Consider the following 16545-nt stretch of genomic DNA (forward strand, 5'->3'; position numbering starts at 1 on the left):
AAATTATCTAGAATTATAATATTTCGAGTCGGTCGGATTTTTAAGGTCACCGCGTTGAAGAGCGTTATAAATTTCAATAATCCCGTCTTTAACCGTTTTGGTTGGAAAAAAATTGAACACCATCTTTACCTTATTAAATAAAACGTTGTAATTACGCTCATCTAGGCTATTTGTTAAAATATTAATTTTTGTTTCGGGCATAATTTCTTTAATTAATTTTGATATGTCCGAAATTAAATAATTTTCCTCATTAGCACCAAGATTAAAAATTTGTCCATTAATTTTTTGAAGGGGTGTTCGTAGACAAACCAATAATGTATTGGTAATATCTTCAACATGAATGAACGGTCGCCATTGATTACCGCCAAAAATCATAATTTCTTTTTCTGTATAGGCTTTCATGGTTAATAGATTAACCACCAAATCAAAGCGCATACGCGGCGATAAACCATAAACAGTAGAAAATCTAAAAACAATTGGTAAAAATTTTTCGCTAGTCATTTTAATCAATTCTTTCTCGGCATAAATTTTGCTTTCGGCATACAAAGAAACTGGATTTAAGACAGAACTCTCAGTTAATTCTTCATTCCCGCTGGCCCCGTAGCTGCTACAGGTCGACGCGAATATAAAGCGGCGAATCCCCTTGTCGCGACATATTTTGGCTAAATTAACCGTTGATAAATAATTAGTTTTAATCGCCAAATCAGGCTTAGCGGCGCAGGCCGGATCGCCCACAATAGCCGCTAGATGAACCACTGCATCAACGTCTTCCAACGCTCTTTTTAGTTCGTCTTGATTCTGTATATCACCTTCTAAAAATAAAAAATTAGGGTTCTGAAACAAATCTTTAATCGATTGATCGCCAAAGAGCAATTTATCTATTACTTTAACTCGATAATTATTTTGTAAAAGTTTTCTCGCCAGAACTGAACCGATATAGCCAGCGCCACCGGTTATCAAGACAGTATTAATTCGTTCTTTTTCTGATGGATCTCTTTTCTTTAAAAAAAACTTCCATTTATTTTCTGACGATAATTCTTTTTTAATTAATTGCCAATAAATTCTTTTTGAAAAACGAACTGCTACCACAAACATAAATAATAAAATGCCATAAGAAAAAATAATTGCGCGCGGAAAACTATCTATCCACGGTTGATTACGAAAAATCAGAACACTCATGGCAAAAAATGATGTACTGATAATAACCGAAGCTAATATTTTAGGAATATCTGTCAGACTTATATAAGACCCTGATAAACGATAAAGTTTTTGAATTAAAAAGGTCGGAAGAGTAACTAAGATCGCGATAATGGTTGCCCAGAAGATTAAGGACATTTTGGCGTTTGGTATATGACCATCGAACCTGAATAAAAAAGAAATATATATTGCCAGAACAATACAAATTAGATCAACGATTATTAGGGTTAAGGTTTTATTTTTATATAATTTTTCTTTCATTTACAAACTAGCTTATGGTTTTTAAAATTCTTTTAAATGTGCGGGCGATATATTTAATTTGCCTTTTTGTAAGATTATTATAAAACGGTAAAGCAATGGTGCGGTCAGAAATAAATTCAGAAATAGGAAAATCTCCTATATTATAACCAAAAGTTTTTTTAAATAATGGCTGCAGATGTATCGAGGGAAAATAATTATTACACCCCACTCCATTCTCGCGCAATAATTTTAATATCCGATCTCGTTGAATAATATTATACTTATCGCCTAATCTAATAATATAGGCCTGCCAGCTCATCTTAATATTGGGAGCCACCTGCGGCAATATAATCTCAGAAATATCTTTCAGATAATAATTATACATTTTAGCGACCTTGGCTCTTTTAGCGATCATCTCTCTTAAACGAGTGGTTTGGGCATAGCCTAGAGCGCAATTTATTTCACTAATGCGATAATTATGGCCCAAACGCACGTGCTCTAGCCATTTTTGATCGCCCCCCCGACCCTGATTACGCATACTTCTAGACAGTTCAGCAATTTTATCATTGTTAGTCACCACAAATCCGCCCTCACCGGTTGTCATCTGTTTATTGGGATAAAAAGCAAAGGCACCGGCTTCGCCAAAACAACCACAATTAATCCATCTTCTTCTCGTCTTCGAATAATAAGATGAACCGATGGCCTCACAAGAGTCTTCGATAATTTTTAAATTATACTTCTGGGCAATTCTTATAATCGGATCCCAGTCGGCCGGATAACCAAAAACATCAATCGGCAAAATTGCTCGAGTTTTTTTAGTAATTGCTTTTTCGATTTTCTTAGGATCGATATTAAATGTTTTAGGGTCAATGTCGACAAAAACCGGCCTAGCACGTTCAAATATTACACAAGTAGCAGAAGAAATAAAGGTAAACGGAGAAGTAATCACTTCGTCGCCATCTTTGATGCCAAGTGATTTAACGATTAGATGTAAAGCCGAGGTGCCACTATTAACGGCGATGGCGTGTTTGATTCCAATGAATTTAGCAAAGGCCTGCTCAAATTTGGGCAACCATGGACCCAAACTCAAGATTGGCGTTTTTAAAACAGACATTACGGCTTGACGTTCTTTGTTTGTAATATCTGGCCGCGCTAAAGGAATATTCATAATCTTACTATAATAAAAATACTAATAATGACATTATAAGACAATAATAGCGCAGTGTCAAGAAATTTTTTTAAAAATAGGACTGCTGATTAAAAGCACTCCTATCAGCCCACTTAACAAAATATAAAAATAATTGCTATTTGGCATGAGCGGGCACACCCATTACCATTGAATTGTCGGGTATATCTCTTATTACCGCCGCCCCCATACCAATTGTACAGCAAACGCCCACATTGCAATACTGACGAATACAACTATTGGCGCCGACAAAACTAAAGTCGCCGACTTTAACGCCACCACAAAGACAAGCTTGTGGAGCAATATGAACCGCGTAACCGACAATATCGTCATGGTCCAAGCTGGCGCCAGTATTAATAATACAATCTTCCCCAATAATAACGCCGGGGTTAATAATGGCTCCGGCCGCCACCAATGTCCCAGATTGAATATTGGTTTGTAATTTAGAAATAATAGTTCCCGGATGTATAAGTATCGGAAGACTAAACCCCAACTCTCTTAAAAGCTTCGCCTTGTCTCGACGAATTTTATTATCACCGATGGCTACAAATGCTGTTTTTACGTTCTTGGGAATTTGTTTTATTCCTTGATAAACCGGCTGATCTAAAAATGTACTTTTTTCGTCGCAATCGTCTACAAAGCCAACAATGTGGTATTCTCCTCTCAACCGAATAATATCGGCCACTACTTTGGCGTGACCCCCGGTCCCATAAATAATAATCGACTTGGACATATATTCTTTATTAGGCGTGACCAACGTGGCGTCGATCGCGCCGATTATCTACTTTTTATTCCCCCACCCCCAAGATTAACAAAAACCAGAAAAAGGGTCAACCCGTCTCCGATAAAATAAAAATTAAAGATTAATAGCTAAAAACGTAACAATAAATATCGAATCGTTTGACAAAAAATAATGAAGTCTGACCACAAACTCCATCTCTGAATATAATCTTCATCTAATTCAATAATCTTTTCGTCGGAAATTGTTTTGTTTTTATATATATATAATTGAGAGGGACCCGTCATCCCCGGCAAGACATCTGTCCTCTTTCCTTTTAATCGTGAATTAGCATGAACCCTGGGCAAAAAAAATGGTCTCGGCCCAACGAAGCTCATGTCCCCCCGGATGACATTAAATAATTGTGGGATTTCGTCCATATGAGACCGCCTCAACCAAAAACCAAATAAAAAGACGCGCGGATCATGACCAGACAACTCATATCGAATAGTTTGATCTACGGATATGTTACTTGGGCTAAGCGACATAGTCCGAAACTTCCATATCCTAAAAATTTTACCATGATAACCGACTCTTTCTTGTCGGAAAAATAAAGGTCCATTGGGCGACGATACTTTAATTCCAAGAATAATTAGTAAAAATAATGGGCTTAAGATAATCAAAGCACCCGACGAAAAGACAACATCTATAGTTCTTTTTGCTGCTCTCGAGAGATTTAGCATTGATTAGTCAAATTTAAAATAAATAATAAATATTTTTCGGCTAATTTCTGGCGGTCAAAATTTTGTGTGACAAATCGATAACCATTTTCACCAAAAATTTTTACTTCTTCCGGGTGTTGATATAGACGCAGAGTGGCTTCCTTGAATTGTTGAACATTCTCTGGCTCAACAAAAAGACCGGCCTGAGCTTGATTAATCACTAATTTTCTGGCCGCGCCATCAATCGGCAAAATAGTCGGTTTTTTACAAGACATATAATCAAAAACCTTATTGGGGTAGGTGGTCGTATAAATCTTTTTTAAAACAGCAGTACAGACATCCGCTGCATTAATAAAATCCACAATTTTATTTTTTGGCATCGACTCTAAAAACTGAATATTAGTTAGATTCTTTTCTCGGACAACTTTTTGCAATTGAGGCTTCTCCATTCCATTGCCAATCAAAACGAATAAAATCTCTGGATTGGTTCGAAGTGATTCGGCCACATTAATCAATTGAATTAAATTATTGGCCACGCCATGGGCCCCAACATAAAGAATAATAAATTTATTGTCCCAATGATATTGTTGGCGTACCCAATTATCTTTTGGGCCCGGCAAAAAAATATCTAAGTCAGCACCGTTAGGAATATAAATAATTTTATCTTTTTTTACCCCCTTTTCTGAAATTAGATATTCCTCAAAAGCCGGGGTTAGCACGTTGACTAAATCAGCCTGGCGATAAATAAACGCTTCCAGCCAAAGTGATAATTTAATAATTAATTTGTTCTTCAATATCCCCTCATCAATCGCAAACTTTGGCCAAAGATCGCGAACTTCAAAAATTAAGGGGGCTCGCTTAAAAATCTTTGCCAAATACCCGGGGATAGCTACAAATAAAGGCGGGGATGTAGTAACAATAACATCCGGCCGAGAGACACAAAATAAAATTGCCCAGATCGAAGAAAAAACGAAAGAAAAATAAGCCCACAATCGACCCAAAAAATTTTTATTATATTGTTCTGAAACGAAACAACGATAAACCGTAATACCGTCATCAATTATCTCTTTGTTGACCCACTTATTTTTATAATTATTTAATTTTTTACCACTAGTATAATCTACCATTCCACTCACCACTGTAACTTTATGTCCGCAGCCAGCCCAATATTTGGCGAATTGATTGAATCGTGAACCGCCCACCCCGTTCTTTTCTAAAAAATATTGATGAATAATTAAGATGTTCATGATTAATAATAAAAAATTTTGAAAACTGTTTTATACATCTGACTTAATAAAATAAATAGTTTATTTTTCTGATATTTGTCCCAGCGGTCATGATAAAATTTAAAAATCGGTTTATTGGTCATCCGATACATAATTTCTAATTGCACAACATGTAAAGAATGATAAAAACGGCTAGTCAACATTTTCATTTTTGTCCCAGACTGTTCATACAAAGACCAAAAACCGGCATCAAAATATGATAAATTATTTCTTAGTGTTTCTAAACAATTGTCAAAAAGATCTTTAGCGCTGACTTCTTTGGTTAACAACCAATAATCCCAAACGCCCATTAATGTCCATAAAAAACCATTTAAAATGTGAGTTGGCGGTTCAACAATAGTTTCTTCTAACCAATAATCACCGTGCCGATCAATATCAAGAACCCCTCCTTTCTTAATGGAAACCAAAAGAGAAGCAAATGCCTTTTGTGCGGCAGCTAAATATTTCTCCTCTTTGGTCGTCAGATAAATTCTAACTAAAAGCGAAATGCCATTTCCCTGAGCTAGGGCCGAATACCAAGGAGCCTTTAATTTATCGCGATACTCCCAATCAAAGTGATGCATCCAGACCAATATGCCTTGATCATTTTTCTCTAAATTATCGACCAGCCAGTTGGCTTGCCTAATGGCAATATATAGATTTTGTTGATTATGATTTTGTTGATACAAATTATAATGCCCCAAGCCATATTGAGCGATAGCAATTGGATTATATTGTTGACCAATCTGACCATGATAATCCAAAAGAGGTATACCGCCCGAATCAAACGGACCAAGATATTTGGTCTTATCAAAAAAGGTCATGTAGTATTGATCTAAGCTATCAAATACCGCGGCCTCATTAACGGCGGGTCTTTCGTGCCAAAAAGTTAATTGGCTATTACTTTTCCCGAGATAAGAAGCAAAAACTCTTTGCCAATAATTCAAACGCGACTTTAAGCTCATATTTTTATACTAAATGAATGGGTTTATTTTCTCTTAACGACTCCAATACTTTGAGGGTGACTGAACTGCTCTCAAATAATTCATTAAGGGGGATTGGAGAGGGCAACCCTTGATAAATTGCTTCAATAAAAGTTTTAAATTCATTAAAATGACCCTTGTCTTGGCTGAATAATTTTTGTTTTTTTACTCCGGCGGCGGTATAAAGCAGGGCTGAACGGAAATTATCAATAATCATTGTTTGATTGTCGCCGAATATTTCAATAGATTCTTTCGGCGCATTTTTATTACCCAAAGAAGTATATAAAACACAACCGCGAGAACCATTGGCAAAATTAATCGAGATAAAGACATTGTCTTGATTTTGGACATTTCCCCCTAGTGGCACGGAAGTAGCATAGACATCGGTTGGCCGAGAACCAGTTAAAAATCTGATTAAGTCAATTAAATGGCAGGCCTCACCGATAATCCTGCCACCCTGTTTTAGATCATGAACCCAATGCTCTTTGGGTATGTAGCCGGCATTCATTCGGGCATAAATCATCAGAGGAGGAGATTGAGTAAACATTTTTTTGGCCAACATTATTTGAGGCGCAAAACGGCGATTAAAGCCAACCATTAATCGGCCCTTCGACTCCTTAGCTACAGCCATAATTTTTTCTAACTCTTGCTCTGTTAAAGCAAGTGGTTTTTCAATATGAACATTTTTATTTTTTTTCAGGGCCTCTATGACAATTTGAGCGTGTAAATCATGACGCGTGGAAACGACGACTAAATTAACGTCTGGATCATCAATAATCCGGCGATAGTCGGTGGTAGCATATTTACCATTAAATTTTTTAATTACCGTAGCAGCCTCTTGACCGCTCGTGTCGGCAACGGCCCATAAAACCGCCTTTTTAATTTTGCTCAAGCTGGGGAGAATCATCGCTTTGGCAAAATTACCAACACCAATCAAGCCGACTTTAATTTGATTGATTGATTGAAACTTTTGAGGTTCTTTCTGATAAATAATCGTCGGCGTTATTTTGGCTTCTGGTAAATATTTTAATAAAATACCAACAATTTCTTCCCCACCGGGATGCAAAACAAGATTGTAGGCATCCTGGGCTTTATTAATATCAAAGACATGGGTTACTAAAGATTTAATATTTATTTTACCTTCAGCCAATAAGCGTAAAATTTCTTGCAAATTTCTTTTTTCAGTCCAACGAACATAAGGCAAGGGGTAGTCTATCCCCGCATCTTCATAATTATTATCATAGCGACCGGGACCGTAAGAACAGGAAACGGTTAATTGAATTTCTTTTTCATAATATATTTTTCTTGGGATATCAATCAAGACGTCTCCCACTACCGAAATCTTTCCTTTTTTATGAACTATCTCGCCGGCTAATTCAATCGGCTGATTGCTCTTCGTGGCAGCGGTAATAATCACTGCATCCAAGCCAAGATTATTAGTAAAATTATTACTGGCAATTAGTGGATCCCCTGCTCCTATAACTACACCATTTTTTAGGCCCAAATCTATAGCCCTATTAACTTGTTGAGCATTAAGATCAAAGCCAATCACCGGATGACCATATGCTCGCAGAATTTGACAGGTTATTTGACCGATTAAACCTAAGCCAATCACTCCGACCGTCTCGCCGGCGGTTAAATTTAGAACGCGAACGCCCTCTAGAGCAATGGCAGCAACGGTAGTAAAAGCGGCCTCTTGAGTAGAAATATTATTCGGTATCTTGGCGCAAAGGTTTTTGGGTATAAAAACAAATTCTGCATGAGCAGCATAACCACCGCCAGCACAAGCCACTAAATCGCCAATTTTAAATTCTTCTGCGCCCTCCCCCACGGACACCACTTCACCGGCACAGCTATAACCTAAAGGCATATGCTCATTCAGTTTTTGTTTAACCGTCTTGATGGTAGCTACTAAACCATCTGTTTTAATTTTATTCATAACCTGCTTAACTAAGTCTGGTCTTGAACGGCCCTTGGCTATTAAACTTTTTTGCGCCAATTGGACAGCTGATTTTTCTGTACCAACGCTAATTAAAGAAAAAAGATTTCTAACCAAAACGCCGCCCGACCTAATTGACGGAGTTGGGACATCCACTACTTCAATCTCGCCATTTTTTAGATCCAGAGAAATTTGTTTCATAATTTTATAAATAAATATTTTATGTCAAAATAAATACTAAGGTTATTTTATTAATGTCTTTTGATTCAAAAAATCTTGATAAGCTTCTTTTATTAAAGCATTTTTTTCGGCAGAACTAGGATAATTTATAAGCACTGCATGATAAGTGCCCTTAAAGACGAAAAGGCTGCCCGCCGCCGCGCCAATAATCCCATATCGACTGACTAGAAGTTTAATGTCTTTTAATGAGCCCGCGCCGCCAAGTACGGTTAAGGGTAAATTTATTGATTTCCGAATCTGATCAATTAAGGTCAAGTCATAACCATTCATCATTCCGTCACGATTAATAGAATTGATGACTATTTCACCGGCGCCGCGTATAGTCATCTCCATTGCGACCTGGACTGGATCTTGACCAGTATTTTTTTGCCCATTGCAACTAAAAATTTTATATTTGTTATCTACTGAATCTTTTTTTACGTCTAAAACCACTACTATACTCTGGTTGCCAACCTGTTTAGCTATTTTTAAAACTAGCTCTGGATCTTTTAGAGCAGCGGCGCTAATGGCTATTTTTTCCACGCCCAAGGCAAATATTCTTTGAACCTGTTCAATGGTCCTAATACCCCCGCCATAGCAAAGCGGCATCCGACATTCAACAGCTAAATTTTGAATCATTTGATAGTCAGGCTCTTTGTTCTCAATGGTTGCATCAATATCTAAAACAATTAGTTCGTCAACTTCCTTCTCATTAAATATTTTTACGGCGTTAAGTGGATCGCCGATATATTTAGGATTTTTAAACTGAATAGTTTTAACTAACCCCCGGTTGTGAACCAATAAACAGGGAATAATTCTCGGATAAAGCATAACTATAAATTAGCAAAATTTTTAAGAAGCTGAATGCCGTTTTGATGGCTCTTCTCGGGATGAAATTGAACGCCGTAAATATTCTCGGAATTAACTGCACAAGTAAACTGACCCCCATAATCTGTCGTGGCGAGAATATCTTCTTGATTATTACACAGAAAATAATATGAATGAAGGAAATAAAATCGCGCACCATCGGTCAGTCCTTGAAATAATTTATTATTATTTGTTGGACTAACACTGTTCCAACCCATATGGGGAAGAAGCGTACCGCTGGTTAATCTTGAAGTATCAAATTTTTTAACCACTCCATCAACCCAGCCCAAGCCAGTTGATAATCCTTCTTCACTAGATCGAGCCAATATTTGCATGCCCACGCAAACGCCGAGTAACGGCAATCTGCGCTCTAGTACCAGCATTCCAAGTAAGTTTTTTAAACCAGATTTTTCTAATCGCTCCATCGCATAATCAAAGGCCCCAACTCCCGGTAAAATAATTTTAGTTGCATTATTTAAGTCCTCTGCCCTGGAGACAATTTTAAATGGAATGTTTAAAATTTTATAAATATTAGCAAAGGATTTTATATTACCCAGGCCATAATCAATGATTGCAATCATAACTATTACTATTATCTAATAGCTCTTCTTTCTAGGCCCAACATTCTCATTATTTTTGTGCCTAGAATAAAAATGCCTAATTGTGACTTATAGTCTTTATATGACTTATTTGGCGAATCCATATATTCTTGTAATTTTTTAACCGATATTCCAAGTTTGGTGGCAATATATTCAAAATCTTGAGCGATGGTGCTTTCATTATATGGTAGCTGAGTTAACCCTTTTAATGCCTCCTCTCTACTCATTTGTTTAGTTAAGATTAAACTCGAGAACTGAACTCTTCTGGTATCATAGCCAAATTTTTTGAAAAGCCAGTAACTTTCATAGAATCTGGTAAATCTTGATTCAAAGTGTTTCTGCGGATACTTTTGCCAACCAAATTTGTCAACCAAAAGATTCATGGCCTCTTCTTTAATATAGGGAACGTAGTTCAATGGCTTTATGACTTTAATGCCTTTAACATAGCGCAGGTATATTTTATGTCTGAGAATATTGGTTAAAGGAAAATTAACGAGCGAGCGCTGGCCGAATTTTCGATGAATATCCTTTAGTTGAGTTAAGTCACTGCCCATATAAGTCCACTCCATGGGATTTTTAACACATTCCGTGGAATAGTTGGCGCCAGTTAATACATATTTAATTTTATGCTTTTCGGCAAAATTATACAGAGCGGCAAAAATGGCATGATCTTGCGGCCAATCAATGTGCGGCACCCCGGCCTCAAAGAAGGCAAGCTGAAGATCTTTCATCTCTTCCCAATCAATCACTTCGGTATATAGATCTATCCCTAATTTATCCATCAATTGTTCAATATTATTAACTGAAAGTTGTGAGTTCCATCCCCCGTCAACGTGAAAGGCTAAAGGTCGAAGGCCTAGCTTTTCTTTAGCAATATAGGCTAAATATGAACTATCAACCCCGCCGCTCATTCCTAAAATGCAATCAAATTCTTTGCCTTGACCTTCTTTTCTGATTTTTTCAATTACTTTTTGTAATGATTGCCACCCCTGGGCATCCGTGTGCCAATGGGGAAGAATATTTTTATAAAAATTATTACAGTGGTCACAAACTCCATTTTTGTCAAATTTAATCTTAGAATCACTCGTATCCATTACACAGTTCGTACAAATTTGATATTTCTCTGCCTCAACCATAAAAACTCATTTTATCTATTAAGCCTTGCTCTTATTAAAATTGTTCGATATTTTGACGTATAAGGAATTCTTAGGCTCACTCTTTGACCCATTATCTTTTTAATGATATTTTTTACAAAATTAATTATGCCATCCTTCCTTCTTCTTTTTATATTTACAACCGAAAAACCATTCCTAGTTAAGTAACTTATAATATGTTTTTCTCCGGCAAAAACAAGATGATCAGGTAGGTCTAGCTCAGTAGGGACCTCGTCTCTGCTATCAAGATCAGCGATATTGCCTGTTTCAATAAGAAATTCCCCACCGGGCAGTAAAACCCTCCTTACGTCTTCTAGAAAAATATCAAAATCTGGAAGATGAGAAAAAACATTAATTAAAGATAAAAAACTAAATTTTTCTTCTAGACTGTTCAAATAACCACCCCTTATTGTTAGTCCCCGTTTTTCTGCGTAGGTTCTTTTCGGCTCCATAGGCTCTAGTCCTTCAATTTTACTACCTTTTGGCGCGAGCGATAATACAGCTTCAAGCACTTCTCCAAAACCAGCCCCCACATCTAACCAGGAAATTTCTTTTGAATCCAACCAAACATCACTAAACATATCAGCTATTATTTTCTTATAAAGATTGATCTTTGAAGCAGCACGATGAGTAACGGCTGTTCGTTTATGATTTATTTCACGATGAACTCCCGTTTTTACGGCCTCATCTATCAACGATAAACAAGGTCGGGGGTTGACGTAAACAAGTCCGCAATTTAAACATTTTACGGCCGTAAATTCATTTTCTTTTGCCCAGGGAATATTTTCTGACTTATGACAATAGGGACAATTAATAGCTTCAACCTTATTATTCATTTTAATATTCGTTATTATCTTCTATATTATGTTTCTTATTAACATCAAGAATCAAGCCTTCAACCATATTCTCAATCTGATTATTTTTAATAACATTAAATTTGCTAATATCCGCCGATCCCATTAAGTGGTCAATTTTGATACCATACATCATATATCCTTTACTTATATTTAAGGGGCTACTATTAAAAATTTTATTATTTTCAATTAAATTATAACTTGATTCTGTGCGTAATTCTATTCCCGCCGCTCCCCATTGCGAGAAATATAGGCCCCAAAATTTCTTGTTTAGCTCAGGATCCAAATAATTTTTTATTCGATTGCTTGGGGTGATATAATCATAGGCTGTCGGATATGGCCAATATTCTGGTTCGTAGGCAAGTATATCTTTTGGATCGCCAGTTAATTTTTCATACTCTGGAAAAAGATAATCGGGATGTTTATCATATCGCTCAATATCACCGGGCAAAAAACTCTCATCGCAACCTCGCTCTCTGGCAATAAGCTGAATTCTTGCTGCCTGAAGATTATTATCATATATTATATTTTTAACAATATTATTATAATATGAATTATGATAAATAAAAATACCTGACTGTAGATTTTTGCCAATTTCATTATTCTTTATCTCACAAAATTGTGACTCTTCTATTCTAATACCAATTATATTGTTTAATACTTTGTTTTTTTCAATGATACCGCCACTAACATTTCTAAAAACTGGTCCCTGTTCGCAACCAGATATTTCATTTTTTAAAAATGATATCTTCTGTAAATTCTTTTCAGTTGAGTCTTTGGATAAAGGTAAATATCTGGCGGCAATACTCCAATATCCGCAATTGCTTATTTTGTTTTCGATAACATTAATATAATCGGTTAAGTCTTTGGTTGTAGTTATATAAATGCCTATCCAATATCCATTTATATGGTTTTTTGAGATATCAACATGAGAAGAATTCTCAATCCAAACTGCCGTTGACCCATTAATCCAATCGGGGGCTCCTGCTTGAAAATAAAATCCGATATTGGAACTCTGACTTTCGGGCATGCTCTCAAAGATGAATCCTGATAGTTCAAAATTGTCAACATTTTTTATGACAAAAACGGGTTTAGTCTGCGCGGAAAAGATTTTTACATTATTGTTTTCCGCAATTATCTTTGTATTGTTGAACTTCGAATCAATTAAGATGCTATCTTTAACAAAATAATTACCCCTTGGAATAATAATTATTTTATTTCCTTTAATTGCCGCTTTTTCTATATATTGCTTCAACTCTTGATTATGATTAGTGTTTACATAAATAACAAAAATTATAGCCAAGGCAATTGGGATAGAAATCAAGATAAATATAATTATTGCTCTGATTTTCATCAGCTTATTTATTTATATTAAAATACTTAATATTTTTTCTAAAAATTTTTCTTCTAATTTTTCAAAATAAAAGTTTTCTTTTATTTGTTTAGAGTTTTTTCTATAAATTTCTAATATATTAGGATTCAATAGTATCTGTCTTATTATTTTTTTTGTATCTTCTGAATTCTTTTCTGAGACAGTAAAGCCTGCTTTATATTCATTAACCTTTTCGGCCAAAGCAGTATTTTTAGCGACAATGATCGGAAGGCCACAAACGATGGCTTCATAAAGCTTGTTAGGAATAGCTTTTCTGACATTAAATATTGAAGCATCATAAACGCCATAAACAAGATCAATTTTATTATAAATAGAGACAATTTCCGTTTCATAATCAAAAAGACCCGTCATCGCGACATTAGAATAGCCCTTTGCCACCTCTTTAATATAGGAATAGTCCGGTCCCTCACCGGCGACGATTATCTGGACTCTGTCCGCCAAATCTTTACAAGCCTCGAACAAATTAATTAATTGTTGAGAATATCTTACTGAGCCAATAAATCCAATTGTTAATTTTTGATGTTTTTCGGGCCTAAAATTTTTAAATATCCGTTTTTCAGGTAAATTCTCCATAATAAGTATTTGTCTTCTAGACAAATACCGACTATATTCTTCTTGAAAAAACGGAGAGGTGAACACAAACAAATCAACTGCCCTGAAATATATTTTATGCAAAAAGTTTATTAACCAAGATATAATAAAATATTTTTTAAATCGTCCGCCCGGAATATCAGAAACCTCATATATAATTTTTTTGGATCTATGTAAAAATTTATAGGTTGTACCTATAATTAACATATCTATGCCGTCTATATACAAAATCTCTGGTTTTTCTTTATAAAGAGCTATAAGAGCAATAAAAAATAGTTTAATGTTTTCAACTATTCTTTTCAAAATTTCTCTCGAACAAGAAATGTTTAATTCTTTTATACCAAGATTTATTTCGGGCGGAAGTGTTTTTATTTCCTTAAATCTATTCCAATAGACAACAGAAATCCTTGAACTTATTTTATTTAAGCTTTTTATCCTTTTTGAAATCCTTGGATTGGGACAGTAGCTTAGGAGTAGCGTTATTTTTTTATTTATTTTCTGCATTTTAATTTTTAGATTTCGATAATATATCTTGATATAAACCTATGGTTTTATTTGTAATTGTTTGCCAAGAAAAACTGTCAAGAATCTTAACAAGACCTTCGCGCAATTTACTTCTTAAGTCTTCTTTTTTTGACAATCTAATAATAGTCTCTTTCAGTTCTTTGACGTTTCCATAATTTACTAATAAAATGTTTTCTTCGTTTATTAGCTCATCTGGTGGATTTTTTGAAAAAGTACTAATAATAGGTAGTTTATGAAAAATGGCGGCCATAAGACTACCGCGCTTTGTTGAAACTCCATCTTCAAACGGTAAGACACAAGCATCAGATGATAAAAGATAATAAGAAACTTCGGTCGGGCTACAGTATCCCGTAAAATGAACATGTTTTTCTAGGTGATTAAGCTCAATTATTTCTCTGATTCTCTTATATATATCCCCTCCAAACTGTCCAATAAACAATAACTTAAAATTTGAATGACCATTTTTTATTAAGAGGTCGAGGGCATTTAGTAAGAATTCTATGCCCTTACCTAAGCGGATGCTACCAAAAAAACAAATAATGAAATCGTTATTATTTGTTTTTATCCTCTCTTTTATTTCTTGAATTATTCTTAAATCAATTACATCCTTCTCCGGAGGCAAAATATTGGCTCCGTCGGGAATATAAATTATTTTGCTTTCTAGCAATAGCCTGAACGGCCATAAAAATTTTAAAATATCTTTTTTATATAATTTACTTACAACTATTATCCTGCTGCTAAATAAAATACTTATACTTAATCTTAATTTGCCCAATAATGAACGATTACTAAATTCATGAAGGGTAGAAATAGTACCAACTTTAGGTCGAGTTAATTTTAAAATAAATGGAAAAAAATCCACAGCAAGATCACGCTTATAGTTTTGGGTAGGGTATTGAATATGGACAATATCTGGTTTAATTTTTCTAATAAAATTAAATAACTTTATTATTCCTCCAAAATTCCATCGCGGGATTATTTTAAATATATTTTTTTCTTTTAATTCCACCCTCATATCATCTTCTGTTGATGTAACCAAATACACATTCTCTGGATTCAAGTTTTTTATTAGCTCGTCATACAAACATTTAGTATAATCGGCAAGTCCGCCTCGACAGGGTGGATAATCCCCACTAACCAGACATATTTTTTTATCCGACTTAATCATTTTTATTTATTCTTATAATAAGTCTGCGTCCTAATCTATTTAATATAGGTAACTTATAAAGAACTTTCCTATAAATTTTAGCTAATGATGGTGGTAAGAATTCTTCAAATAAGAAATCAGAGGTTGTTATATTGAGATAATAATTTTCCCCTAAAACTTTTTTAACATCTGAAAAGGTAAATGCCCGATGAATAACCGTATCGATTCTTTGAGGTTGATATAAATTATGAAATGGCGGTAAAATTTGAGAAAAAAACAAACCGATAAGTGTTTCTATCCAAATAAGAGGATTTAAAAGTGCCATTGTTTTAAAATCAGAAATAAACGACAAATGTCTTGATGGAACGGTAATAACAATCGCTCCGTCATTTTTTGTTATTCTTTTTATTTCATCTATGGCCTTTTGGGGGCTAATGAGATGCTCTATGGTTTCAACGGAAATAATAATATCAAACTTATTTTCCAAATGGGAAAGCTCTTCGGCGTTTTCAACATCTAAACTTATAATATTTTTATATTTGTTCAAGCGTTGTTTGGCCAAGGCAATTCTGTTCGGTGAGATATCTACACCAAAAAGATCAACTTGATTTATGTCTATATTCTTTACGATCTGCTCTAATAAATATCCATCGGCACAGCCAATGTCTAGTATTTTTAATGGCCTCTTTTCTATTCTTTTTAATATATTTATTATCTCATCATATCTCTTAAAATAAAATATTTGCCCGCTCTTTCTCCAGCCACTCGACAAATTTTCTAGAAATTGCGCCGTCTCATCTTCATTTTTCGTTATGCCCGCCTGCTCTATTAAATTAAAAGTTTTTCTAGTTTTTTGAAATAACTGCCAATAATTATATCTATACCAAAGATAATGAAAAACAAAAATAATGAAAATTCCTAAAACAAAAGTTTTCATTTTAATTTA

General features: G+C 34.9%; 15 protein-coding genes. All 15 read right to left on the minus strand.

The features are described 5' to 3' along the window. Window positions 1–3: 3 nt before the first annotated feature. The gene (locus PHV78_00740) at window positions 4–1458 is read right to left on the minus strand and encodes an NAD-dependent epimerase/dehydratase family protein (GenBank protein ID MDD5395776.1); all 1455 of its coding nucleotides are present in this window, start codon (window positions 1456–1458) and stop codon (window positions 4–6) included. Window positions 1459–1465: 7 nt separating this feature from the next. Next, window positions 1466–2605, minus strand: coding sequence for a DegT/DnrJ/EryC1/StrS family aminotransferase (locus PHV78_00745; GenBank protein ID MDD5395777.1), 1140 nt, complete (start codon window positions 2603–2605; stop codon window positions 1466–1468). A 136-nt stretch (window positions 2606–2741) separates the two neighbouring features. Further along, on the minus strand, window positions 2742–3356 hold the full coding sequence (locus PHV78_00750; protein MDD5395778.1) for an acetyltransferase: 615 nt from the start codon (window positions 3354–3356) through the stop codon (window positions 2742–2744). 137 nt (window positions 3357–3493) lie between these two features. Then, a complete protein-coding gene (locus PHV78_00755) occupies window positions 3494–4084 on the minus strand; it encodes a sugar transferase (GenBank protein ID MDD5395779.1) in 591 nt (196 codons plus the stop codon). Further along, complete coding sequence (locus tag PHV78_00760; protein ID MDD5395780.1) at window positions 4078–5310, minus strand: glycosyltransferase family 4 protein; 1233 nt, start codon at window positions 5308–5310, stop codon at window positions 4078–4080. Before PHV78_00760 ends, PHV78_00755 begins: the two co-directional genes overlap by 7 nt. Window positions 5311–5312: 2 nt before the next feature. Further along, on the minus strand, window positions 5313–6293 hold the full coding sequence (locus PHV78_00765; GenBank protein MDD5395781.1) for a D-glucuronyl C5-epimerase family protein: 981 nt from the start codon (window positions 6291–6293) through the stop codon (window positions 5313–5315). A 4-nt stretch (window positions 6294–6297) separates the two neighbouring features. Then, window positions 6298–8451 (minus strand): bi-domain-containing oxidoreductase, encoded by a 2154-nt coding sequence (locus PHV78_00770; protein ID MDD5395782.1) that lies wholly within the window; start codon window positions 8449–8451, stop codon window positions 6298–6300. A 42-nt stretch (window positions 8452–8493) separates the two neighbouring features. Next, window positions 8494–9300 carry an AglZ/HisF2 family acetamidino modification protein gene (locus tag PHV78_00775; GenBank protein ID MDD5395783.1) on the minus strand — a complete coding sequence of 269 codons (807 nt, stop codon included), beginning with the start codon at window positions 9298–9300 and terminating at the stop codon, window positions 8494–8496. Window positions 9301–9302: 2 nt separating this feature from the next. Further along, window positions 9303–9917 carry an imidazole glycerol phosphate synthase subunit HisH gene (hisH, locus tag PHV78_00780; protein MDD5395784.1) on the minus strand — a complete coding sequence of 205 codons (615 nt, stop codon included), beginning with the start codon at window positions 9915–9917 and terminating at the stop codon, window positions 9303–9305. Window positions 9918–9928: 11 nt separating this feature from the next. After that, window positions 9929–11071, minus strand: coding sequence for an N-acetyl sugar amidotransferase (locus tag PHV78_00785; protein MDD5395785.1), 1143 nt, complete (start codon window positions 11069–11071; stop codon window positions 9929–9931). 11 nt (window positions 11072–11082) lie between these two features. Continuing rightward, complete coding sequence (locus PHV78_00790) at window positions 11083–11925, minus strand: methyltransferase domain-containing protein (GenBank protein MDD5395786.1); 843 nt, start codon at window positions 11923–11925, stop codon at window positions 11083–11085. Window position 11926: 1 nt separating this feature from the next. Next, window positions 11927–13297: a right-handed parallel beta-helix repeat-containing protein gene (locus tag PHV78_00795; protein ID MDD5395787.1), complete on the minus strand. Its 1371-nt coding sequence runs from the start codon at window positions 13295–13297 to the stop codon at window positions 11927–11929. Between the two features lie 12 nt (window positions 13298–13309). Then, window positions 13310–14431 carry a glycosyltransferase gene (locus tag PHV78_00800; GenBank protein MDD5395788.1) on the minus strand — a complete coding sequence of 374 codons (1122 nt, stop codon included), beginning with the start codon at window positions 14429–14431 and terminating at the stop codon, window positions 13310–13312. 1 nt (window position 14432) lies between these two features. Beyond that, the gene (locus PHV78_00805) at window positions 14433–15620 is read right to left on the minus strand and encodes a glycosyltransferase family 4 protein (GenBank protein MDD5395789.1); all 1188 of its coding nucleotides are present in this window, start codon (window positions 15618–15620) and stop codon (window positions 14433–14435) included. Further along, on the minus strand, window positions 15613–16536 hold the full coding sequence (locus PHV78_00810; protein MDD5395790.1) for a class I SAM-dependent methyltransferase: 924 nt from the start codon (window positions 16534–16536) through the stop codon (window positions 15613–15615). The genes PHV78_00805 and PHV78_00810 overlap by 8 nt, the downstream gene beginning before the upstream one ends. Between the last annotated feature and the right edge of the window lie 9 nt (window positions 16537–16545).

The organism is Patescibacteria group bacterium, from assembly GCA_028715115.1.
Taxonomy (GTDB): domain Bacteria; phylum Patescibacteriota; class Patescibacteriia; order UBA2591; family UBA4787; genus JAQUSN01.